At 40.7% G+C, this 22,196-nt stretch carries 21 protein-coding genes and 1 pseudogene; 10 read left to right on the top strand and 12 right to left on the bottom strand.

Annotated features, from left to right (window positions below):
* Positions 1 to 14: 14 nt before the first annotated feature.
* Positions 15 to 869, bottom strand: a complete 855-nt coding sequence (locus tag HWX15_RS06445) for a helix-turn-helix domain-containing protein (protein ID WP_175880596.1) — start codon at positions 867 to 869, stop codon at positions 15 to 17.
* Positions 870 to 1,083: 214 nt separating this feature from the next.
* Between HWX15_RS06445 and HWX15_RS06440 the strand changes: the two genes are divergently transcribed.
* The 5 genes from HWX15_RS06440 to HWX15_RS06420 all read left to right on the top strand — a co-directional run bounded on the left by HWX15_RS06440 (position 1,084) and on the right by HWX15_RS06420 (position 4,443).
* Positions 1,084 to 1,581, top strand: coding sequence for a caspase family protein (locus tag HWX15_RS06440; protein WP_254867350.1), 498 nt, complete (start codon positions 1,084 to 1,086; stop codon positions 1,579 to 1,581).
* A gap of 12 nt (positions 1,582 to 1,593) precedes the next feature.
* Positions 1,594 to 2,673 (top strand): N-acetylmuramoyl-L-alanine amidase family protein, encoded by a 1,080-nt coding sequence (locus HWX15_RS06435; RefSeq protein WP_175880595.1) that lies wholly within the window; start codon positions 1,594 to 1,596, stop codon positions 2,671 to 2,673.
* Positions 2,674 to 2,690: 17 nt separating this feature from the next.
* The gene (locus tag HWX15_RS06430; protein ID WP_175880732.1) at positions 2,691 to 3,191 is read left to right on the top strand and encodes an ATP-binding cassette domain-containing protein; all 501 of its coding nucleotides are present in this window, start codon (positions 2,691 to 2,693) and stop codon (positions 3,189 to 3,191) included.
* A gap of 185 nt (positions 3,192 to 3,376) precedes the next feature.
* Positions 3,377 to 3,751 carry a CidA/LrgA family protein gene (locus HWX15_RS06425; protein WP_000781325.1) on the top strand — a complete coding sequence of 125 codons (375 nt, stop codon included), beginning with the start codon at positions 3,377 to 3,379 and terminating at the stop codon, positions 3,749 to 3,751.
* Positions 3,748 to 4,443 (top strand): LrgB family protein, encoded by a 696-nt coding sequence (locus tag HWX15_RS06420; protein WP_001288954.1) that lies wholly within the window; start codon positions 3,748 to 3,750, stop codon positions 4,441 to 4,443. Before HWX15_RS06425 ends, HWX15_RS06420 begins: the two co-directional genes overlap by 4 nt.
* A gap of 777 nt (positions 4,444 to 5,220) precedes the next feature.
* Here HWX15_RS06420 and HWX15_RS06415 read toward each other — a convergent pair.
* The gene (locus HWX15_RS06415) at positions 5,221 to 6,420 is read right to left on the bottom strand and encodes an ABC transporter permease (RefSeq protein ID WP_175880594.1); all 1,200 of its coding nucleotides are present in this window, start codon (positions 6,418 to 6,420) and stop codon (positions 5,221 to 5,223) included.
* Positions 6,417 to 7,310 carry an ABC transporter ATP-binding protein gene (locus HWX15_RS06410; RefSeq protein WP_175880593.1) on the bottom strand — a complete coding sequence of 298 codons (894 nt, stop codon included), beginning with the start codon at positions 7,308 to 7,310 and terminating at the stop codon, positions 6,417 to 6,419. Before HWX15_RS06410 ends, HWX15_RS06415 begins: the two co-directional genes overlap by 4 nt.
* Before the next feature lie 335 nt (positions 7,311 to 7,645).
* On the opposite strand from HWX15_RS06410, the pseudogene HWX15_RS06405 reads away from it, so the two are divergent.
* Both HWX15_RS06405 and HWX15_RS06400 read left to right on the top strand, forming a co-directional pair.
* A pseudogene (locus tag HWX15_RS06405) lies at positions 7,646 to 7,882 on the top strand (IS30 family transposase); the annotation flags it as partial.
* A 450-nt stretch (positions 7,883 to 8,332) separates the two neighbouring features.
* A complete protein-coding gene (locus tag HWX15_RS06400) occupies positions 8,333 to 8,950 on the top strand; it encodes a TVP38/TMEM64 family protein (RefSeq protein ID WP_175880592.1) in 618 nt (205 codons plus the stop codon).
* 319 nt (positions 8,951 to 9,269) lie between these two features.
* On the opposite strand, the gene scrK is transcribed toward HWX15_RS06400, so the two are convergent.
* Complete coding sequence (gene scrK / locus HWX15_RS06395) at positions 9,270 to 10,157, bottom strand: fructokinase ScrK (RefSeq protein ID WP_153210556.1); 888 nt, start codon at positions 10,155 to 10,157, stop codon at positions 9,270 to 9,272.
* Between the two features lie 254 nt (positions 10,158 to 10,411).
* Positions 10,412 to 12,298 (bottom strand): sucrose-specific PTS transporter subunit IIBC, encoded by a 1,887-nt coding sequence (locus HWX15_RS06390; protein WP_254867349.1) that lies wholly within the window; start codon positions 12,296 to 12,298, stop codon positions 10,412 to 10,414.
* 379 nt (positions 12,299 to 12,677) lie between these two features.
* Between HWX15_RS06390 and HWX15_RS06385 the strand changes: the two genes are divergently transcribed.
* From HWX15_RS06385 to HWX15_RS10180, 3 genes are read left to right on the top strand one after another with little or no spacing between them, the layout of a single operon-like run.
* Complete coding sequence (locus HWX15_RS06385; RefSeq protein WP_173306617.1) at positions 12,678 to 14,132, top strand: sucrose-6-phosphate hydrolase; 1,455 nt, start codon at positions 12,678 to 12,680, stop codon at positions 14,130 to 14,132.
* On the top strand, positions 14,113 to 15,078 hold the full coding sequence (locus tag HWX15_RS06380) for a LacI family DNA-binding transcriptional regulator (RefSeq protein ID WP_175880591.1): 966 nt from the start codon (positions 14,113 to 14,115) through the stop codon (positions 15,076 to 15,078). Before HWX15_RS06385 ends, HWX15_RS06380 begins: the two co-directional genes overlap by 20 nt.
* Positions 15,079 to 15,084: 6 nt before the next feature.
* Positions 15,085 to 15,210, top strand: a complete 126-nt coding sequence (locus tag HWX15_RS10180; protein WP_303048052.1) for a hypothetical protein — start codon at positions 15,085 to 15,087, stop codon at positions 15,208 to 15,210.
* 56 nt (positions 15,211 to 15,266) lie between these two features.
* Here the strand turns inward: HWX15_RS10180 and HWX15_RS06375 are convergent, their stop codons facing one another.
* The 7 genes from HWX15_RS06375 to HWX15_RS06345 form a co-directional block, all read right to left on the bottom strand.
* Complete coding sequence (locus HWX15_RS06375; RefSeq protein ID WP_175880590.1) at positions 15,267 to 16,541, bottom strand: hydroxymethylglutaryl-CoA reductase, degradative; 1,275 nt, start codon at positions 16,539 to 16,541, stop codon at positions 15,267 to 15,269.
* On the bottom strand, positions 16,541 to 17,713 hold the full coding sequence (locus tag HWX15_RS06370) for a hydroxymethylglutaryl-CoA synthase (protein WP_175880589.1): 1,173 nt from the start codon (positions 17,711 to 17,713) through the stop codon (positions 16,541 to 16,543). Before HWX15_RS06370 ends, HWX15_RS06375 begins: the two co-directional genes overlap by 1 nt.
* A 130-nt stretch (positions 17,714 to 17,843) precedes the next feature.
* Positions 17,844 to 18,092, bottom strand: coding sequence for a hypothetical protein (locus HWX15_RS06365; RefSeq protein ID WP_175880730.1), 249 nt, complete (start codon positions 18,090 to 18,092; stop codon positions 17,844 to 17,846).
* Positions 18,093 to 18,260: 168 nt separating this feature from the next.
* Positions 18,261 to 18,710: a threonine/serine exporter family protein gene (locus HWX15_RS06360; protein ID WP_057487161.1), complete on the bottom strand. Its 450-nt coding sequence runs from the start codon at positions 18,708 to 18,710 to the stop codon at positions 18,261 to 18,263.
* Position 18,711: 1 nt separating this feature from the next.
* On the bottom strand, positions 18,712 to 19,470 hold the full coding sequence (locus HWX15_RS06355; protein WP_175880588.1) for a threonine/serine exporter family protein: 759 nt from the start codon (positions 19,468 to 19,470) through the stop codon (positions 18,712 to 18,714).
* Positions 19,471 to 19,558: 88 nt separating this feature from the next.
* Positions 19,559 to 21,448, bottom strand: coding sequence for a Stk1 family PASTA domain-containing Ser/Thr kinase (gene pknB, locus HWX15_RS06350; RefSeq protein WP_175880587.1), 1,890 nt, complete (start codon positions 21,446 to 21,448; stop codon positions 19,559 to 19,561).
* Positions 21,445 to 22,185, bottom strand: coding sequence for a Stp1/IreP family PP2C-type Ser/Thr phosphatase (locus HWX15_RS06345; RefSeq protein WP_000406237.1), 741 nt, complete (start codon positions 22,183 to 22,185; stop codon positions 21,445 to 21,447). The genes pknB and HWX15_RS06345 overlap by 4 nt, the downstream gene beginning before the upstream one ends.
* Positions 22,186 to 22,196: the final 11 nt, after the last annotated feature.

Here is a 22,196-nt window from a genome sequence, read left to right as displayed (position 1 = left end):
ATCCTTCTAACCAATTAAATGATAAAATCTGATTTAAAGGTCTTGTTTAATTTCTCTATTGTGACACTATCATTATATTCCTTACATATTCTCATAGCTTTGGAACATTCTTTTTTACCTAACTCTACTTGATTCGTTTTTATGAGATAAATACCTTTTAAAAAAAGCAAATAATTCTTTTCAAAATAATATCCTTGTCTGGTCAGTAAATTTTCTAAATCATCTATAAAAAATTGAGCGCTATCTAACAAATTATTTTTTAATAATAACTCTAAATTAAATAAATATAAAGGAATTACTCTATATGTTCCCATGTCTGTTTTTAAAAAATGTCGTGTTTTCTTGATTACCGCTCTATATAGTAAGCTTATGGTCTTAGTATTCATAAAAAACACCGAATTATAGAAAATTTTTAATTCATACTCCATCCAAGTATCTACAGAAAGCAAATACTTGATTAGCTCATTACATTTAGAGGCATTATAAGGAAGATTTGCAAGCCGGTTGATCTGTTGCTCAGCAATCAATTTTATGTGATAATTGCACAAACTTTTTTCCTGCTTTTGTTTTAGCTCTATTTTCTTTATTAGTTCTTGTAACAAAATGATATCTGAAGAGTTTACAGCATGTTCTAGTTCTTCAAAAAAACATTCTTTTTTGGAATAATAGCAATGAACTAATTCTTCAAATTCCGAAAATGATATCCCCAGGCGATTTAACAACATGTAAAAATGATCAATAGATAATTTTGTAATCCCATTTTCGAAACGAGAAATAGTTGACTCACTAATCTTATCACAAGCCAAATCTTTAAGACGAAAATTTTTTGAAATACGGATATCCTTTAAAACTGCTCCAAAATTTTCCATAGTATTCCTCTTCCATTTCTGCAAAAAATAAAACCTGTTTTTTTTATTTGTGATATGATTATGATTATACAAAAATAAAACAGAAAGGACAATATGATTATGAAAAAAATTTTATTGTCATCAGTTGCTTTACTGAGCCTAGTGACATCACTATCAGTAAATAGTCCAGTTTCTGCACAAGAATCTATCTCTCCCTAGGATTATAGCCACTCCAATGGCAGTTGCTTTCAATCAAAAGGTCGTTGGTGGTATAAACATTCTGACGGTTCTTACACTAGAAACGGGTGAAACATCAACGAGAGCAGTACCTATCGAAGACGTTAATGCTATGGAAAAGGTTTTTAGTAACCAAAACTTTAGCGAAGTAGTTCGTTTCCCAGATAAAACTAAGTCCGAGATTATTGCAAAAATGCAAGAGCTTTTCAAATCTTCTAGCGAAAGCGATGTGAACTATCTTTACCTTACTTGTCATGGAGGAGAAGATGGGACGATAGCCATTGGTAGCGATAAAACATCCTTTTCAGGTTGGGATCCACTTCAAAATAGAATGATTTCGCCTATGGCAGACACCAATACTAACGGAAAAATCACTTTAGAGGAACTGTATCAATACTCTTACCCTCTAGTCCTTGAAGCTGCATCCAGCAGTAACAAGGAGCAACATGTATCAGTTTATCCTAAAAACAGTCAATTTGTTTTATTTCAAAAATAAGGAGTTAAGAAAATGAAAGTATCAAAAAAAATCACATTATTTGGTTTATCTCTAGCTGGCCTAGCTTTACTAGCTTTCCCTCATTCGGGAAAGGCATTTGAGCTTAAAGGAGTTTGGCATGTTAAAGGAGGAGTTGTGTATCAAGATGACAAAATTCTTCGATTTAACAATGGCCATAGCGTAGATATCAAAGTCTTGGATTTGCCAAAAACTGAGAAAATCGAGTGGACGGTTAGTCTCAATGGTCAAGATCAAACTGTCAATTTCCTAAGTCAAGAAGTGGATAGAACCATCGGAGAAGAAGGACGTTACCTGAATTTCTATGTACCTTATGGCTATAGAGGAGATATCAAGGTAGAAGCCAAAAGCGGAAATGAAGTAAAGACCTGGTCCACTAAAGTAGTAGATGATGTATATAATGATGGCGGAAAGAGTGGTTACTTCCGTATTGACGAATCAAATGATCAACACACCTACCTTGATGCAAAATGGGACTATCAAACTAAGACCTACACTGCTACCTTACCAGAGACTCTCAATGGTCAAAAAGTGTTTGCTTGGGAAGACGACTATGTAGAATTGAAACTTCAAAAACCAGGAGTTATCAGTCATTCCTACAGAGGGGGAGGAGCCTTCAAAATACTTTATCCGATTCTAAAAGCAGAAAGTTGGCTAAAAAAGAATTACAGTGAAAAGTGGTACTATCAAAAACAAGGTCAATTAGTTAAAAATGCTTGGGTTAAGGACAAGGGAACTTGGTACTTTATGAATGATAAAGGAGTCATGTTCAATCAAACTTGGCTCTATCAGGGTGGCAACTGGTATGCCTTTAAATCATCAGGAGCCATGATTGCTAGCGATTGGCTATATGATAATCACTCTTGGTATTACCTAAAAGATTCAGGTTCTATGGCAACAGGTTGGATCAAAGATAGTGGATCTTGGTATTATCTAAACAACTCAGGTTCTATGGCAACAGGTTGGGTGAAAGATAGCGGATCTTGGTATTACCTTGCTTCATCAGGTAAGATGCTTCACAATACCTACACACCAGATGGCTACTATGTAGATGCCAGTGGCGCTTGGAAATAATCTAAAGTACACATTTTATTCCATCAGCTATTAGTGTACATGCTCAAACTAATTGTTATCAGAACTACAAGAAAAATTTAGATAATAATACAAAAAGCGAATCGAAACAACGAATTCTGTTTTGTTCGCTTTTTGTTTCAATCTGTTACATTACGACATTGTCATTTAATTGTATATCCCCAAAAATTACATTTTTATATGAAGTATTTGAGATAAAAGCAAACGTTAAATCATATCCTCAAAAAACAGGATTAGAACATTTGAAAAATCGAACGCTCAGCAATGATAGTCTGTCTGGTGGCGAGAAACAACGCCTAGAAATCGCTCGCGCCCTCTACCATGATAGCCAACTCATCTTAGCAGATGAGATTAAGGCCAATCTTGACTCGGAAAATAGCAGAAAAATTAGCGACTTGCTCTTCTCCCTACCTCAAACAGTCATTGAAGTCATTCACCACTACACAGAAGAAGACTTAAAACACTATGACCAAGTCATTCACTTAAGCAAAGAAAAGTAATATTCTTCGAAAATCGCTTCAAACTATGTCAGTTTGACCTACAAACCCAATACTTTGCTTTGAGCAACATGCAGCTGACTTCCTAGTTTGTTCTTTAATTTTCATTATCTCTTGGTGCATTTCCTTGAAATTTTCTGAAAAAAGAGTAAACTGGTATGCAAGAAGTCTATTTCGTGGAGTATAGGATGAAATTATATGTTCAATTAATGATTCTCTTTGTGATTTCTCTAATCGGAGAGGGGATTTCCAGTTTCTTTCATTTGCCCATCCCAGGCAGTATTATCGGTTTGATTATTCTCTTTCTAGCCCTGCAATTTAAGTGGCTGAGAACCAGACATGTCAACATGGTGGGGAATTTCTTGCTGGCCAATATGACCATTCTCTTTTTGCCGCCAGCAGTGGGAATCATGGAGAAGTTTGATGTGATTGCTCCCTATCTTTTGCCCATTGTTTTAATTGTCTTTTTCGCAGCAGTCATCAATATTATCCTCATTGCCTTGGTGGTTCAGTTTATCAAGAGACGATTTGAGGGAGATTATGAGAAAGGAGATGCCAAATGAGTGAATTTGTTTCCAATCCCCTGTTTGGGCTTGCCCTGTCTATCCTAGCTTATCTAGTGGGAATGCTGATTTATAGACGTTTTCCCCATCCTTTGACAACGCCCTTGCTTTTATCAGCTGTTTTCATTATTATCATTCTAAAAGTGACGGGCATTTCTTACCAAGATTACTACCAAGGTGGGGTTTATCTGAACAACTTGATTGTCCCGTCGACCGTGGCTCTAGGGATTCCGCTTTATAAGAGTTTTCACTTGATGAAGCATCATGCTCGGAGTATTCTCTTTGGTAGTCTGTTAGCAGTAGTTGTCAATACCTCTTTCACAGCCCTTGTAGCTAAGATTTTTGGAATGGACTTTTTCCTAGCCATTTCACTCTTTCCTAAGTCAGTAACAACTGCTATGGCAGTGGGAATAACAGAAAAATTGCAAGGTTTGACGACTGTGACCTTGGTGGTTGTGGTGGCGACTGGGATTTTAACCAGTGTCATCGGCCCAACCCTTTTGAAGTGGTTGAAAATAGATGATCCAGTAGCTGTTGGTCTTTCCCTTGGAGGAACAGGCCATGCGGTCGGAACAGGGACAGCCTTCCGATACGGCTCTGTAGCAGGAGCTATGGGTGGTTTGGCTATCGGTGTCACTGGTATTCTCTATGTCTTTGTCAGCCCTATCGTAGCCAGTTTGATATTGAGTTAAAAAGCAAGGAATTCGAGCAATCTCATTATGGTAGTGACATGGGGGTCTAACTTCTCATATTTATACATTTCTCCAATCAGTTAGTTGATTACAATCGAGATTTTCTATACTCTCCTTATAAGATTTTCGCATAAGATGAGACAGCACACGCTGAAGACGTCTATGTTATTTAGATTTAATGTAATCTTTTCAAAGAGTTTTGATAATCTATATTTCTTATTTAGTTTAGTTGATTTCATATCACTATACTATAATGCTTATCCAAATGATTACACTATCAAAATACCCTATTATTAGATGCTTACGAAACAGATCTTTATACTCTTCAAACCACGTCAGCTTGTCCTTAGTGTGTATATGTTACTGACTTGGTCAGTTCCTAAACCTCAAAACATAGTTTCGAAGATCCTTCCGCTAACTTCCCAGTCTGATTTTCATTGACTATTAACGATACTTTATCACATAAAGAGGCTGGATGAAAAGTCTTCACAATCAAAAAACGCATACTATCAGGTCTTGAAATCCTGGTCGTATGCGTTTTTTATGAGCTGACTTATTTCCTTTCACTATATCGCAAAATGAAATAAGAACGGAACGATGGGATTTTGGAATTCAAATCAATTTATAAGAATGTTTTAGACGCAATATTATCCTATTCCAGATTCAGTTCACTATACAATTGAGTTTTCAAGCAACCTGTTTACACAATGTGTGAATAATTAGGTTCGTGATTCCACTCTTTTTATCTCTAAAAAACCTCGCTTTCACGAGGCTCTTCTATTTATAAGCTAAGGCACGTTTAAAGGTTTTCCAAATCCCTAAATCATCCGTTTGAAGGACTAGGCTGGCATACATGCGTCCGATAAATCCTGTTGCTACCACTGCAAAAATCACTGTAATCGCAAGTGAAATCCATGCTTCTACTCCCCCTGCATAGCCATTAATGGTTCTAAATGGCATGAAGAAGGTCGAAATAAAGGGAATATAAGAACCAATCTTCAAGATGAGATTGTCACCAGCTGCACCTAGAGCTGTCACTCCAAAAAAACCACCCATAATCAAAATCATCAAAGGCGACAAGGCTTTTCCTGCGTCCTCAGGACGAGAAACCATAGAACCTAGAAAGGCTGCCAAGACGACGTACATGAAAAGACTAACCAAAATAAAGAGCAAGGTATTTAGAGAGAAAGCATCTCCCAAGTGATCTAAAACACCAGACTGAGCCAAGAATGGCAAATCCTTAAAGAACAGAATGGCAGCCAGACCACCTACAACATAAATCCCAATATGCGTTAAAATCACTAGAAATAGAGCCATCATCCGCGCATAGAAATAGTGACTTGCCCTTATGCTAGAAAAGACGACTTCCATAATTTTGGTGCCTTTTTCACTGGCAACCTCCTGAGCCGTCACACCCGCATAGGTAATCAGAATCATATAAAGAAAGAATCCTAAGGCGCCTGCTGCAATTGTTTGAATAAACTTTTTATTTTCCTTGGCTTCATCAATCTTTTCTGTGAATTGAACTGTCTGCGCTAAGCGTTTTTCCTGCTCTTGAGACAAGGAGGCCGTTGAACGATTAAGCTGATTTTGCAGTTCATTGAGTGTACCTGTAACTGCAAATTTAATTCCATTTTCAAGCGATGTTTCGCCATGATAAACTGCCTTTAGAACACTATCTTCTTGATCAATAGTCAGATAGCCTTTTAATTTTTCATCTTTAATCGCTTCTTTGGCACTTGCTTCGTCTTTATAGTCAAAGTTAACACCATTTACATTCTTCAGTCCTTCTGCTACAGACGGCACTGTTGTCACTACTGCCACTTTATCATTTTTAGCCATTGAAGAGCCTTGGAGATAGCCAATTCCTCCAGAGAGACCGATAAACAAGAATGGTGAAATCACCATAAAGAAGAAACTCCACGATTTGACATGTCGAAGATAGGTTTCCTTGATTACAACCCACATATTTCTCATACTTCCACCCCTGATTCTAGTTTAAAGATTTCATCGATTGTTGGCGCTTGCTGGTCAAAGGTTGCGATATATTGCCCCTGAGTCAAGATTGGGAAGAGTTCCCTTCCAGCGCTCTCATCCTCCAAAATCAATTTCCAACTGCCTTGCTTGGTCAAGCTCACCTGTTTGACATGAGGAAGATTTTCCAATTCTTCCTTGCTTCGTTCACTTGAAACAAAGAGACGCGTTTTCCCGTATTGATTGCGGACATCCTGGACCGGCCCATGCAAGACCACACGGCCATCTCGAATCATGAGAATATCGTCACAAAGCTCCTCGACGTTGGTCATGACATGGTCGGAAAAGATAATGGTTGCTCCACGCTCTTTTTCCTGAAAAATGACTTGCTTGAGCAATTCTGTATTGACTGGGTCCAAGCCACTGAAAGGCTCATCCAAGATAATCAAGTCTGGTTCATGAATCAGAGTGATGATGAGCTGAATCTTCTGCTGATTTCCTTTTGACAGACTCTTAATTTTATCTGTCAGCTTCCCTTTCACTTCCAACCTCTTCATCCATTGAGGGAGTTTCTCCTTGACCTCCTTGGCATCCATGCCTTTTAGAGTCGCCAAATAGCGAACTTGTTCAAGAACTGTCAATTTAGGCATGAGACTGCGTTCTTCAGGCAGATAGCCAATCCGAGCGTAGGTTTCCTGACGAATATTCTGATTATCAAGACTAATTTCTCCTTGATATTCTAAAAACTTCAAAATACTGTGGAAAATCGTTGTCTTCCCAGCACCATTTTTTCCGACTAGTCCCAAAATACGACCTGGTCGCGCTTGAAAGTCAATACCAAACAAAACTTGCTTGGATCCAAAACTTTTCTCTAGACTTCTTACTTCTAGCATCTTTCACCTCCGAAATTTCTTGCACTCATTATACTCCTTTTTGATAGCCTTTACAATGATTTCTGTCCATTTTTAGAAGACTAATGCTATGTAAAATATGGCATGGAGCGTTTTTAGTGATAAATCCATTATACAGTAGCAAACTTAATTTATCCACTCTGCTCCTCAACTGTCTATTTTTGATCCTGAATTGTTATTTGAGTAACTCCTTTTTCCCCATAAAGTTCTCTTCCTCTAAAACTTCTGGAAAAAGGCGAATAATTTCAGACAACATTTTTTATAAGAAACAAGTTCATCTGTCATTTCAAGCAGGAGTAATCCTTTATCTACTAATGGACGGAACGGAATTAAACCGCTTGTCTGATGTGTTTTCTAAGGAACATATCTACTATGCACATTCTTATGCCTCTTGGGAAAGGGGAACTAATGAGAATCACAACAGGCTCATTCGTAGATGGTTACCTAAGGGAACTAAGAAAACGACTCCCAAAGAAATCGCATTCATCGAAAAATGGATTAACAACTATCCTAAAAAATTCTTGAACTACAAGTCGCTCAGAGAAGACTTCTGAATGGCTGACTTGAACTTGAAATTTAGCAATAATTCATTCACCATCTAACTATATTTAGTAATTATTTCAGAACTGATTCATATTAAAATTAACTAACGATTCAAAGGATTCATACTAGACATAAATTACATCCATCAGATAGAGACCCTTATTATTTTTAGATTTTAGCTTTTCTAGCTTCAGAATACATCTAAACTTTAGAGAAGATGACTATTCAAAAGCTCGAATGCCTCAAAATTATCTCAGATAAGCTATTCGAGACTTAGAATGCTTTTAAATTTATGTAATTGCGATTATTCAAAACCTAGAATGCATATAACCTTTAGTTGACAGACCTGTTCTAAGTCTCGAAGGCCTGTATTCCCATCTATTTCTTATCAAAAACACTCATTCCCCCTTTCTCCTCTAAAATATGGTATAGTAGAGTTATACTATCTATGAGGAGTTTACATGTCACAGGATAAACAAATGAAAGCTGTTTCTCCCCTTTTACAGCAAGTTATCAACATCTCATCGATTATCGGTGGGGTTGGGAGTTTGATTTTCTGTATTTGGGCTTATCAGGCTGGGATTTTACAGTCTAAGGAAACCCTCTCTGCCTTTATCCAACAGGCAGGTATCTGGGGGCCACCTCTCTTTATCTTTTTACAGATTTTACAGACGGTCGTCCCTATCATTCCTGGGGCCTTGACCTCGGTGGCTGGTGTCTTTATCTATGGTCACATCATCGGGACTATCTACAACTATATCGGCATCGTGATTGGCTGTGCTATTATCTTTTATCTGGTGCGCCTCTATGGGGCTGCCTTTGTCCAGTCTGTCGTCAGCAAGCGTACCTACGACAAGTATATCGGCTGGTTGGATAAGGGCAATCGTTTTGACCGTTTCTTTATCTTTATGATGATTTGGCCCATTAGTCCAGCTGACTTTCTCTGTATGCTGGCTGCCCTGACCAAGATGAGCTTCAAGCGCTATATGACCATCATCATTCTGACCAAGCCCTTTACCCTCGTGGTTTATACCTACGGTCTGACCTATATTATTGACTTTTTCTGGCAAATGCTTTGACACGTAAAAAATCCGTTTGGTTTCCCAAGCGGATTTTTAAAGCGTAGATTGACTATAGCTTGATACTAAATATACTTTGGTATGGAAATCATTCGTATTTTTCGATAGCGAGTCGAGGACTTACCTAGCCTTTCCGCCGTGATGGAAACACCTGAAATCGAATGGTTTCAGGTGTTCGGAAACTTTGAGACATTAGGCTCAAAGTTTAGGTATGGAATTTCGAAGAAAGTCGCTACCGTCCGTAATCACTTAAGGAAAGGCTCAAAAAACATTGTCTTCAAACAAAAATCCGTTTGGGAAACCAAGCGGATTTTGTACTTTATTTCGAAACTTCTTTTGCAAGTACAAAGTTTCCAAGAGTAGCAGAACCATTTCCTGCAACTGCTGGCGTCACGATGTATTCACGCACATCTGGTACTGGTAGGTAACCATTGAGAAGAGATGTAAATTTCTCACGGACACGGTCCAGCATGTGTTGTTGAGCCATGACCCCTCCGCCAAAGACAATCACGTCTGGGCGGAAAGTCACTGTCGCATTAACCGCAGCTTGAGCGATATAGTAGGCTTGAACATCCCAAACAGGGTTGTTGAGTTCAATATTTTCCCCACGAACACCTGTACGAGCTTCCAAACTTGGACCAGCTGCATAGCCTTCCAGACATCCCTTATGAAAAGGACAAACACCGTTGAATTCTTTTTCAATATCCATTGGGTGTCTAGCCACATAGTAATGACCCATTTCAGGATGACCCACACCGCCGATAAACTCACCACGTTGGATAACACCTGCACCGATACCTGTACCGATTGTGTAGTAAACCAAGTTTTCGATACGACCACCAGCATTATTACGGGCAACCACTTCCCCGTAAGCAGAGCTATTTACGTCTGTAGTGAAGTACATTGGCACGTTGAGGGCGCGACGTAGGGCACCAAGCAAGTCCACATTTGCCCAGTTTGGTTTTGGAGTCGTTGTGATAAAGCCATAAGTTTTTGAGTTTTTATCAATATCAATCGGACCAAATGAACCAACTGCAAGACCAGCAAGATTATCGAATTTCGAGAAGAACTCAATAGTTTTATCGATTGTTTCGATTGGAGTTGTTGTTGGAAATTGTGTTTTTTCTACAACGTTAAAGTTTTCATCACCGACAGCACAGACAAATTTTGTACCGCCCGCTTCCAAGCTTCCATATAATTTTGTCATGATAAACCTCTTGTTTTTATTTTCTTTATTATAGCATATTTTAAAAATCTAAGTTTCTCAATTTTTTAGATTTTCCTCTGTAAATCTTACCATTCAAGCAAAAACGAACAAACATGTCATTTGTTCGTTTTCATTGTGAGTGGGAATATTGTACTCAATGAAAATCAAAGAGCAAACTAGGAAGCTAGCCGAAGGCTGTACTTGAATACGGCAAGGCGAAGCTGACATGGTTTGAATTTGATTTTCGAAGAGTATTAGATTTTCACTTCGATCACAGCATCCCCCTTCGCAACTGAACCTGTTGCGACTGGAGCTACTGAAGCATAGTCAGCTGTATTTGTAACGATAACCATTGTTGTATCATCAAGTCCAGCTGCAGCGATTTTGTTTGAGTCAAATGTTCCAAGAACATCGCCAGCTTTAACCTTATCACCTTGAGCAACTTTTGCTTCAAAACCGTCACCGTTCATAGACACAGTGTCAATACCAACGTGAATCAAAACTTCAGCACCATCAGTTGTTTTCAAACCAAAAGCGTGTCCTGTTGGAAATACGATTGAAACTTCAGCATCAGCTGGTGCATATACCACACCTTGACTTGGTTTCACAGCGATACCTTGTCCCATAGCTCCACTTGAGAAGACTGGGTCATTAACATCAGCAAGAGCGACAACATCACCAACGATAGGAGTTACAAGTGTTTCATTTTGAAGAGCTGCTGGAATGTTACCAGTTGTTTCTTCTTGGACCAAACGTTCTGTCTCTACTTCAGTAGCAACTTCTTTTTCATCCTCATAACCAAACATGTAAGTGAGGGCAAAACCAAGTGCAAATGATACAGCTACCATAAGAAGGTATTGGGCAAGTTGTCCGTTACCGATGTAAAGCATTGTACCAGGGATGATGGTGATACCATTACCAGTACCTGCAAGTCCAAGGATAGAAGCCAATCCACCACCGATTGCACCAGCAATCAATGAAAGGAAGAATGGTTTACGGAAGCGCAAGTTCACTCCGAAGATAGCAGGCTCTGTAATACCGAGGAAGGCAGAAAGAGCAGCTGGGAAAGCAAGTGTTTTTAGTTTTGGATTTTTAGTTTTAACACCAACCGCAACAGTTGCAGCACCTTGAGCTGTCATAGCAGCAGTGATGATAGCGTTGAATGGGTTAGCATGGTCAGCAGCAAGCAATTGAACTTCAAGCAAGTTGAAGATATGGTGCACACCTGACACGACGATCAATTGGTGAACCCCACCAATCAAGAAACCACCAAGACCAAATGGCATACTAAGGATCGCTTTTGTCGCGATAAGGATGTAGTTTTCAACAACGTGAAAGACTGGTCCGATGACAAATAGTCCAAGGATAGACATAACCAAAAGTGTCACGAATGGTGTTACCAAAAGGTCAATGACATCTGGAACGACCTTGCGGACAGCTTTTTCAAATTTAGCTCCGACAACCCCGATGATGAAGGCTGGAAGAACGGAACCTTGCAAACCAACAACAGGGATGAAACCAAAGAAGTTCATAGCTGTTACTTCACCACCTTGAGCAACTGCCCAAGCGTTTGGAAGTGAGCCAGAAACAAGCATCATACCAAGAACGATACCAACGGCAGGGTTACCACCGAATACACGGAAGGTTGACCAAACAACCAAACCTGGCAAGATGATGAAGGCTGTATCTGTCAAGATTTGTGTGTAAGTTGCAAAGTCTCCTGGAAGTGGCATTTCAAGAGCAATGAAAAGACCACGCACACCCATGAAGAGACCTGTCGCTACGATAACTGGGATGATTGGAACGAAAACGTCACCGAAAGTACGGATAGCACGTTGGAACCAGTTCCCTTGTTTAGCAGCTTCTGCTTTCATGTCATCTTTAGATGATGTTGGTAAACCAAGTGCAACAACTTCATCGTACATTTTGTTTACTGTACCAGTACCAAAGATGATTTGGTATTGACCTGAGTTAAAGAAAGCACCTTGAACTTTTTCCAAGTTCTCAATCACTTCTTTATTGATTTTTCCTTCATCTTTGACCATGACACGAAGACGAGTCGCACAGTGAGCTACACTGTTGACATTTTCACGTCCACCCAAGGCATCGATGACTTTTTTTGCAATTTCCTGATTGTTCATTTGCAAAAATCTCCTTATATAAAATTTTGTTCTTGTTTGAAAGCGATTTTATTCGCCCTACGACTATTATTTTATCATGTTTTAGAAATATGTCAAGCGTTTTGCAGAAAAAATATTCTATCCACTTAGTTTGCTCGCTTTAGATTGATTGATTTTGACTGTTTTATCAGGTGTTCCTTAAAAAAATAAGTTTAAAATCTTGGTTAAAAGGGTTTTATTTCATTCTCTTTCATATTTTTGTGAAAATTTGATTGATTTCCTGCATTTATTTTATGATAAACGTTTGACAGTTTTTTCTCTTTTTTAACATAAAAGTCTTGCTTTTTTTTCCGAAAACGGTTACTATTAAAAGTGATAAGATTTTTGGAGGAATAGAAGAATGGAATGGACAACTGAGCGTCGTTACAGACTTTATCAAGATTGGACGCAAGAAGAAATTAAGAATATTAAAGAAAATATGGCACAATCTCCATGGCATACTCATTATCATGTTGAGCCAAAAACAGGACTTCTTAACGACCCAAATGGCTTTTCTTACTTTGATGGAAAGTGGATTGTTTTTTATCAGAACTTTCCTTTTGGTGCAGCCCACGGTTTGAAATCTTGGGTTCAATTGGAAAGTGAGAACTTGGTTCATTTCACAGAAACTGGAGTCAAAGTTTTGCCTGATACTCCATTAGATAGCCACGGTGCCTACTCTGGTTCTGCCATGCAGTTTGGCGATAACTTATTCCTATTCTATACAGGAAATGTCCGTGATGAAAACTGGATCCGTCACCCTTACCAGATCGGTGCTTTGATGGATAAGGATGGCAAGATTACGAAGATTGACAAGATCTTGATTGACCAGCCAGCAGACTCTACTGACCACTTCCGCGATCCGCAAATTTTTAACTTTAAAGGTCAATATTATGCTATCGTCGGAGGACAGGACTTGGAGAAAAAAGGCTTCGTCCGTCTCTACAAGGCTGTGGACAACGACTACACAAACTGGCAAGCAGTTGGCGACCTTGACTTTGCTAACGACCGCACTGCCTACATGATGGAATGCCCAAATCTAGTCTTTGTAGGAGAGCAACCTGTCCTTCTCTACTGCCCACAAGGATTGGATAAGAAAGTTCTAGACTACGACAATATCTATCCAAATATGTACAAAATTGGGGCTTCCTTTGACCCTGAAAACGCCAAAATGGTAGATGTATCTCAACTTCAAAACATGGATTATGGTTTCGAAGCCTATGCAACTCAAGCCTTCAACGCTCCTGATGGACGTGCTCTAGCAGTTAGCTGGCTTGGTTTGCCAGATGTTTCTTACCCATCTGACCGTTTTGACCACCAAGGAACCTTCTCATTGGTCAAAGAACTGACTATCAAAGACGGCAAACTCTACCAATACCCAGTCGCAGCTATCAAGGACCTTCGTGCTTCTGAAGAAGTCTTCTCAAACCGTGCTCAAACCAATAACACCTACGAACTCGAGCTCAACTTGGAAGCTAATAGCCAGAGCGAGATTGTCTTACTTGCTGACAAAGAAGGCAAGGGACTTGCAATCAACTTTGACCTTGTAAATGGTCAAGTGACAGTGGATCGTAGCCAGGCTGGTGAACAGTATGCTCAAGAATTTGGGACAACTCGTTCTTGCCCAATCGATAATCAGGCTACTACTGCTACAATCTTCATCGATAACTCTGTCTTTGAAATTTTCATCAATAAAGGAGAAAAAGTATTTTCTGGTCGTGTCTTCCCACATGCGGACCAAAATGGGATCCTGATCAAATCTGGAAACCCAACTGGAACTTACTATGAATTAGATTATGGTCGCAAAACTAACTGATGTCGCCAAACTTGCAGGCGTCAGCCCTACTACCGTTTCTCGGGTTATCAATAAAAAAGGGTATCTATCTGAAAAAACCATTCAAAAGGTCAATGAAGCCATGCGAGAATTGGGCTATAAACCCAACAACCTGGCTCGTAGTCTGCAAGGAAAATCAGCTAAGTTAATCGGCTTGATTTTCCCCAATATTTCCAATGTTTTCTATGCAGAATTGATTGATAAATTGGAACACCAACTCTTCAAAAATGGTTACAAGACCATCATCTGCAACAGTGAACATGATTCTGAGAAGGAACGCGAATACATCGAAATGTTGGAAGCCAATCAGGTGGACGGCATCATTTCTGGTAGTCACAACCTAGGAATTGAAGACTACAATCGTGTGACGGCACCTATTATTTCCTTTGACCGAAACCTATCGCCAGACATCCCTGTCGTCTCCTCTGACAACTATGCTGGTGGAGTCCTAGCCGCCCAGACCTTGGTTAAGACAGGTGCCCAGTCTATCATCATGATTACAGGGAATGACAATTCTAACTCACCAACCGGACTGCGCCACGCTGGTTTTGCATCCGTACTCCCCAAAGCACCTATTATCAATGTTTCCAGTGACTTTTCTCCCGTCAGAAAAGAAATGGAAATCAAGAATATCTTGACCCGACAAAAACCAGATGCCATCTTTACTTCGGATGATTTGACTGCCATTCTGGTCATTAAAATCGCTCAAGAACTGGGCATTTCTGTCCCAGAAGAGCTCAAGGTCATCGGCTATGATGGGACTTACTTTATCGAAAATTACTATCCTCAACTCGCGACCATCAAACAACCTTTGGAAGAGATTGCCTGCCTCACTGTTGACCTCCTCTTGCAAAAGATTGAAGGCAAGGAAGTCGCAACAACTGGTTACTTTTTACCAGTTACATTATTACCAGGAAAAAGTATTTAATACTCAATGAAAATCAAAGAGCAAACTAGGAAGCTAGCCACAGGCTGCTCAAAGCACTGCTTTGAGGTTGTAGATAAGACTGACGAAGTCAGTTACATATATCTACGGCAAGGCGAAACTGACGTGGTTTGAAGAGATTTTCGAAGAGTATAAGCACAAGAAAACTCAGACCGATCTGTCTGAGTTTTTTATGATCTTAAGTTTTCGAGATAGCGCCGGGCTGTCTCTAGGTTAAAAGTTTTATCTGCGATGAGACGCTCGATTAGGGGAGCAACTTCAAACTCACTAGCACCTGCTAGAAGAGCTAAGGATTTAGCCTGCAATTTCATGTGACCTTGCTGGATTCCTGTGCTCACCAAGGCTTTGAGGGCCGCAAAATTTTGGGCAAGACCGATGGACACGATAATCTGGGCTAAGTCTTTAGCAGAAGGATTTCCCAGTAGTTCATGACTGAGGGCTACACGAGGGTTGAGACCAATAGAACCACCCTTAGTTGCTACAGGCATGGGCAGGGTCATCTCACCAACTAATTCTTCTCTTTCAAGGTCCAGCGTCCAGCAGCTAAGACCTTGGTAATGTCCATCTCGACTTGCAAAAGCATGAGCTCCTGCCTCAATAGCACGCCAGTCATTACCAGTGGCTACTAAAATGGCATCTATACCATTAAAAATCCCTTTATTATGAGTAGCAGCTCGATAAGGATCAGCTTGCGCAAATTGGCTAGCCAACGCAATTTTCTCCGCAATGTCTCGTCCTTGATCCTTTTGACGGCTCAAGTAGCGAAAGGCGATACGACAACTTGCAGTCACCAGAGAATCGGTCGCGTAGTTGGACAGGATTCCCATGAGACTCTGTCCCTGACTCAGTTCTTCTAAGACTGGTTTCAAGGCTTCCAGCATGGTGTTGAGCATATTGGCTCCCATGGCTTCTTGAGTATCAACATGAAGATAGACGACGAGGAAGTCTGTTTCACCTTTAATCTCTTCTACATGCAAATCACGCGCCCCACCTCCTCGTTTAACGATAGAAGGATAGGCTTGATTGGCAAGCTCCAAGAGTTCTGCTTTCTTGCTGGCAATCTTCTCTTGGGCTTGTTCAGGTTCAACAACTTGATAAAGGGCTACCTGTCCAATCATCTGACGCTCATGCACTTGAGCAGTAAAGCCACCTGCTCGCTTGATGATTTTGCTGGCATAACTGGCCGCCGCAACCACGGACGGTTCTTCTGTCACATAGGGAACTGTGTATTCCTGACCATTGACAAGAACCTCTGGAACCAGCGAATAAGGCAGAGAAAAAGTTCCCACCACATTCTCACTCAGCTGGTCTGCCACAGTCACACTCATCTGTTCATCCTGCTCCAGACTCGCTTGTCTCTCAGGACTAAGGAGCGCCTGAGCTTTTAACAGCTCGAGGCGCTCTTGGTATGATTTTTTAGAAAATCCATTCCAACTTATCTTCATTATTTTTCAACCTTGCTATAACGGCGTTGGTGGTCAACAATTTCAACCAAGGCAAAATCTTGATTCTCATAGCCAGCAAACTGGGCAGAGTTTGTTTCATCCAACACCACTTCCTCAAAGAAAACCTTTTCGTATTCTGCAACAGATAAGGCAGTTCTTTGGTTGAGCTTGTTCAAGCGGTCTTTATCTAGATATGCTTCATATCCTTCAACCAATTCACCACTAAAGAACTCAGCCACAGCCCCACTTCCGTAACTATAAAGGGCAATTTTATCCCCAGCCTTCAGGCTATCTGTATTTTCCAAGAGAGACAGAAGCCCAAGGAAGAGGGATCCTGTGTAGATATTCCCCACCTTTTGACTGTAGAGAATAGACTGGTCAAAATGCTTTTGCAAGAGGTCTTTTTTCTCTTGAGGCAGGCTCTTATCCATGATTTTTTTCAAACCTTTTAGTGCTAATTTAGGATAAGGCAAGTGGAAGCAAACAGCCGCAAAATCATCCAAAGTAAGCTGGTAGCGTTTTTGATATTCAAGCCAAGTCGTTTTCAAACTATCCAAGTATTGTTGGGTCGAATAGACACCATTTACATAAGGAGTTGTTGAGTAATTTGGACGCCAGAAATCCATAATATCACGGGTTTGAGCTACATTGTCATTATTAAAGGCCATCATGCGTGGATTTTGTGTAATCAACATAGCCACACTTCCAGCACCCTGAGTGGGTTCTCCTGGAGTTTCAATACCATATTTGGCAATATCACTGGCAATGACCAAGACCTTGGACTCTGGAGAATTTTCCACATGCAGTTTTGCATAATGGAGGGCAGCTGTCGCTCCATAACAGGCTTCTTTAATCTCGAAACTACGAGCAAAGGGCTGGATACCCAGCAAGCCATGCACAAAGACGGCCGCAGCCTTACTCTGGTCAATTCCTGACTCGGTAGCCACAATGACCATGTCAATTTCTTGTCTTTCTTGCTCAGTTAAAATAGAGTCACTAGCACTAGCCGCCAAAGTCACGATGTCTTCAGTTAGGGGCGCAATACTCAATTCCTCGAGTAAGAGTCCTTTACTTAATTTTTCAGGGTCAATCCCCCTCGCTTCTGCTAAGTCTTGTAATTTCAAGACATATTGACTGGTCGCAAAACCAATCTTATCAATACCGATTGTCATATTTACCTCTGTTTTATCATTCATGTAAAAAATCGTTCACTACTATTTTATCACAAATGGCAGTAAAAGAGAGAAAAAAGACTTGATTCACCAAATCAAGCCTCTTATTGGTCATAATTTTAAAGAATGATTAGTTGCTATAGAGTTCACCGATATAAGTAGCTTTATAAGACCCATTCTCAGTTATCAGTTCCTGGAGGATTAAATTTCCTGAGTAAATCCTTCCCATCTCATCTACAAATTCTTGATAAAACTGACTGGTCGGAATTTCTCTGATATCCTTATCAAATGTCTTGTCAAGTGTTTTACTAACCTTTTCAACAATCAACTGATGCTCTTGCCATCCACTTTGAAATTCTGAGCCTGAACTAGACACCATGACTGGGATAAACAACAAAGTCAGTAGACTTACAGACAATAAGGAAAATAGTGATTTTTTCATGATTTTTCCTCCTTTATATAGAGAGAATAGCATACATAGAAAGCCTTGTCACTATATTTATCTCATTTTTCAGAAAATTCTTTTATTTCTGCAAAGTTGTAAAGTCTACGATACTCGATGTGTTTTTATATAATGATACAGTCTGAGAATCACTGTTCCGCTAGCCATTCCAATGGAAATGACCAAAGCCAGCATAACAACTAATGTTGCACTTGCCAGCGCTTTATTATAGTCTCCTGTCACAAAAAAGGCAGTTGTCCGATAGGAGAGATAACCCGGAACCAGTGGTGCCAAGATGGCCAAGATAAAGACCACAGCAGGAGTCTTATAAAGAATACTTAAAATCTGGCTGACACAAGAACCGATAATGGCCGCAATGAAGGTGGCAACAATGACATTGGTCGGTTCCTTGAGCAAAAGATAGATTAGCCAGACAGCCATGCCCAAAATCCCTCCAGGTAAGAGCATGGACCGTTGCACATTGAGTACGATTAAAAAAGTGATGATAGCAAGAAGACTTGCTACTGCTTGTAATAAAAAGGTTGTTAGTGTCATATTAGTTCATCAATACCAAGGCGACAGAAGTTCCCGCCCCTAAAGCAAGGGTAATGAGCAGGGATTCAAACATCTTGCTCATACCAGAGTTTATGTGGTTAGTCATAATATCACGAACCGCATTAGTCAAGGCAATCCCTGGTACAAAAGGCATGACCGCACCAGCTATAATCAAGTCTGCCGTTGAAGGAAAGCCTGTGTAGCGAGCCCAAAACTGGGCAATCATTCCAAAGACGAAGGCCCCAGCAAAGGCCGTCACAAAGGGAATTCGGATAAACTTCTCCACATAGAGGGAAAAGGCAAAACCAAATAAGGTCGCCACTCCTGCCCCAAGTGCGTCGTAGATATTTCCGCTAAACATAACTGAAAAGAAAGGGGCACTAAAGGTCGCAGCCAGAGTTACCTGCAACTTAGTATAGGGAAGGGGTTGGGCTTGCAAGGCCGTCAATTGCTTAAAGGCTGTTTCTAAATCAATCTGCCCCCCAACCAGCTGACGAGAAATCTGGTTCACATCGCAGACTTTTTCGATGTTATAAGAAGAGGAGGTCACCCGCTTCATGCGCGAAATATTGGTATTTTCAACAGAGAAAAAGATAGCGGCAGGCATGGCAAGGACATTGCAATCCACAATCCCCTGCGAATGCGCAATACGAATCATAGTATCTTCTACACGATGAATCTCTGAACCACTTTTGAGAAGAATGGTTCCTGCTAGCATAATCACATCAATGACGGCATTTAATTCTCTTGATTCTTCCATGCTTGCCTCCTTTTATCAACTCCCTCTATTCTATCACAAATCTGGAGTCAAAAAAAATCTTTGCCATGAAATCATGACAAAGATTCGTTTAATCACGAGAATTTTCGTGGTTGCCTTCACTACTTGATTGAGTAGGAGCAGGTGCATTCCCTCGTTGATTCCCCTGACTTGGTGTCGTAGTAGAACCTTGGTTTCCACGTTGGGCTGGTGCTGATGATGACGTTGACGGCGGTGTTTTTGGTTTGTAGATTGAAATCTTGACACGCGTCTTAGTCAAATCAACCTTTTCACCCGCTTTTGGACTCTGTTCAACGACTGTACCCTCAGCAGTTCCATCAGGAGCTGTCGACACTTCTACAACTTCAATATTGGCTTCCTTAATCCCAACAATTTGAACGAGATTGTTTTTAGTAAATTCGAGACTAGATCCTATATAACTTGGCATAGCAACACTAGTTACTTTCTTAGCAACGGTTAAGGTAATCGTTGAGGCCTTGCTCAAATCATAGGTTGTTCCGGCAACTGGACTCTGTCTGAGAACGGTTCCTGCTTCGCTCTCACTTGATTCCTCTTCTTCAATCTTGATGAGATTTTCAGGAACCTTCTTCTGCTTGAGTTCTGCGATAACATCTGTCGATTTACGGCCGATATAGTTACTCAATTGGAAAGATTGCTTGCCTGATGAGACAACCAAATTGATTTTCGTTCCTTCTTTTCGACCAGTTCCAGCGCCAGGATCTGTACGGATAATCCGCCCTTCTTCCACCTTTTCACTAGCCTCTGATTTCTCCTCGCCAATCTCAAAATTGGCTTTCTTGAGCGTTTCCTTGGCCTCCGCAACTGTCTGACCTGCCACTTCTGGGATGGCAATGGTTGCAGGAGTTCTGGATAAGATCCAAATAAGAGAAGCTGCCACCAATACAAGGCTGGCCAAAAAAATCAGGTAACGCATCTTAAATCTACGTTTTTTCGGTGCTTGTGGTTGGTAAGTTTCCTCTGTCACAGCCTGACTTGTTTTTTTGATTGGTTTGTGTTCTGTCTGCGCTTGAACCTTAGGAATCGAGGTCAAGGTGCTCTGGGATACTTTTGGTAGAGTCTTGGTGTCCGCCTTAGTCGCATCGTTAAAGACCAGCTTTGGTTCATTACGACGATTATAAGACAAACTACTAGACAAATCCACATACATTTCAGCAACTGATTTATAGCGATCTGTCAATTTCTTAGCAGTTGCCTTGATAACAACATTCTCCAAAGCCTGGGGCACAGATGGATTCTCAGCAATAACGGACGGCAGTGGTTTCTGGAAATGCTGGAGGGCGATGGTCACCGCACTATCCCCGTCATAAGGAATATGACCTGTCAGCATCTCATAGAAAATAATCCCCATTGCATAGATATCACTTTGTACAGTCGCCTTCGAACCACGCGCCTGCTCTGGTGACAAGTAATGAACTGAACCCAGCATCGAGTTAGTCTGAGTCAGACTCGTCTCAGCAAAGGCTACTGCAATCCCAAAGTCTGTAACCTTGACAGTCCCATCTGGTGTCAAGAGGATGTTTTGAGGTTTCAAGTCCCGGTGAACAATTCCTCTGGTATGGGCCAAACGCATAGCCAAGAGAATTTGTCCCATGATACGGACGGCTTCTTCATTAGAGAGAGGATAGTGTTCCTTGATATAGCGTTTGAGGTCAAGTCCAGCCACATACTCCATAGCTAGGTACTGTTGACCGTCTTCCTCGCCAATATCTGTTATCCGAACGATATGAGGATGGTCTAAATCTGCCATAGCTCTCGCTTCACGCTGAAAACGAGCCACAGCTATCGGGTCTGTCTGGTAGTTGGTTCTCAGAACCTTCACTGCCACTTCTTCCCCATCTAAGATTAAGTCTTTGGCTAGGTAGACATCCGCCATGCCTCCTCGACCAATCTGTTTGACAATCCGATAGCGTCCGGCAAAAATCTTGCCGATTTGGATCATTCTGCATCCTCCTCGTTCATAGAAACAAGGGCAACCGTAATGTTATCTAAACCTCCTGCATTGTTAGCAAAACGAACAAGTGTCTCCGTTTTATCTGCTAAAGGAATATCACTGGTTACAATATCACGAATCTCACTGCCTGAAATCATGTTGGTCAAGCCGTCACTATTGAGCAAGAGATAGTCACCTGACTCAAGAATAACTGTTCCAAAATCAGGCTGAATTTCATCTTTTTGACCAATAGACTGGGTGATAATATTTTTTTGCGGATGAGCTTCTGCCTCTTCTGGTGTCAATTGACCAGCCTTGAGCAATTCATTGACCAAAGAATGGTCGCTCGTCAACTGATGGTATTCTTCTCCACGAATCAAGCCGATACGCGAATCACCAATATGAGCATAGATAGCCTGATTATCGATAATAGCAAGGACTTCCAAAGTAGTTCCCATGCCTCTGTAAGCTTCATCCTGACCAAGCTGGTGAATCTTTTGATTTTCAATTTCTAGGTAATGGGCGAACCATTCACGCACTTCATTGACTGTATCGATTTGGGTATCGACCCAAGCTATACCTAGGTCTGTTACCGCCATTTCACTAGCGATATTCCCTGCGCGATGACCTCCCATCCCATCAGCTAAAATAATCATGGTACGTCCAGCTCTATTGACATAGTGGTTGACATAGTCTTGGTTATTTGTCCGTTTCTGACCAACATCTGTTAATAATGAAATTTCCATGTGTCAGTTCC

The sequence above is a fragment of the Streptococcus thalassemiae genome (genome assembly GCF_903645285.1).
Lineage (GTDB): Bacteria > Bacillota > Bacilli > Lactobacillales > Streptococcaceae > Streptococcus > Streptococcus thalassemiae.
The sequence above is the reverse complement of the archived record's forward strand: the minus strand, read 5'-3'. Positions and strand labels throughout refer to the sequence as shown.

Excerpts from the sequence above, each read along its gene's own strand:
- HWX15_RS06370 (WP_175880589.1), bottom strand. The coding sequence starts at position 17,713 with ATGACAATCGGTATTGATAAGATTGGTTTTGCGACCAGTCAATATGTC.
- HWX15_RS06440 (WP_254867350.1), top strand. The coding sequence starts at position 1,084 with ATGGCAGTTGCTTTCAATCAAAAGGTCGTTGGTGGTATAAACATTCTG.
- HWX15_RS06385 (WP_173306617.1), top strand. The coding sequence starts at position 12,678 with ATGGAATGGACAACTGAGCGTCGTTACAGACTTTATCAAGATTGGACG.
- HWX15_RS06375 (WP_175880590.1), bottom strand. The coding sequence starts at position 16,541 with ATGAAGATAAGTTGGAATGGATTTTCTAAAAAATCATACCAAGAGCGC.
- HWX15_RS06360 (WP_057487161.1), bottom strand. The coding sequence starts at position 18,710 with ATGACACTAACAACCTTTTTATTACAAGCAGTAGCAAGTCTTCTTGCT.
- HWX15_RS06445 (WP_175880596.1), bottom strand. The coding sequence starts at position 869 with ATGGAAAATTTTGGAGCAGTTTTAAAGGATATCCGTATTTCAAAAAAT.
- HWX15_RS06390 (WP_254867349.1), bottom strand. The coding sequence starts at position 12,298 with ATGAACAATCAGGAAATTGCAAAAAAAGTCATCGATGCCTTGGGTGGA.
- HWX15_RS06435 (WP_175880595.1), top strand. The coding sequence starts at position 1,594 with ATGAAAGTATCAAAAAAAATCACATTATTTGGTTTATCTCTAGCTGGC.
- HWX15_RS06410 (WP_175880593.1), bottom strand. The coding sequence starts at position 7,310 with ATGCTAGAAGTAAGAAGTCTAGAGAAAAGTTTTGGATCCAAGCAAGTT.
- HWX15_RS06420 (WP_001288954.1), top strand. The coding sequence starts at position 3,748 with ATGAGTGAATTTGTTTCCAATCCCCTGTTTGGGCTTGCCCTGTCTATC.
- HWX15_RS10180 (WP_303048052.1), top strand. The coding sequence starts at position 15,085 with ATGAAAATCAAAGAGCAAACTAGGAAGCTAGCCACAGGCTGCTCAAAG.
- HWX15_RS06355 (WP_175880588.1), bottom strand. The coding sequence starts at position 19,470 with ATGGAAGAATCAAGAGAATTAAATGCCGTCATTGATGTGATTATGCTA.
- HWX15_RS06425 (WP_000781325.1), top strand. The coding sequence starts at position 3,377 with ATGAAATTATATGTTCAATTAATGATTCTCTTTGTGATTTCTCTAATC.
- scrK (WP_153210556.1), bottom strand. The coding sequence starts at position 10,157 with ATGACAAAATTATATGGAAGCTTGGAAGCGGGCGGTACAAAATTTGTC.
- HWX15_RS06345 (WP_000406237.1), bottom strand. The coding sequence starts at position 22,185 with ATGGAAATTTCATTATTAACAGATGTTGGTCAGAAACGGACAAATAAC.
- HWX15_RS06415 (WP_175880594.1), bottom strand. The coding sequence starts at position 6,420 with ATGAGAAATATGTGGGTTGTAATCAAGGAAACCTATCTTCGACATGTC.
- HWX15_RS06365 (WP_175880730.1), bottom strand. The coding sequence starts at position 18,092 with ATGGTGTCTAGTTCAGGCTCAGAATTTCAAAGTGGATGGCAAGAGCAT.
- pknB (WP_175880587.1), bottom strand. The coding sequence starts at position 21,448 with ATGATCCAAATCGGCAAGATTTTTGCCGGACGCTATCGGATTGTCAAA.
- HWX15_RS06400 (WP_175880592.1), top strand. The coding sequence starts at position 8,333 with ATGTCACAGGATAAACAAATGAAAGCTGTTTCTCCCCTTTTACAGCAA.
- HWX15_RS06380 (WP_175880591.1), top strand. The coding sequence starts at position 14,113 with ATGGTCGCAAAACTAACTGATGTCGCCAAACTTGCAGGCGTCAGCCCT.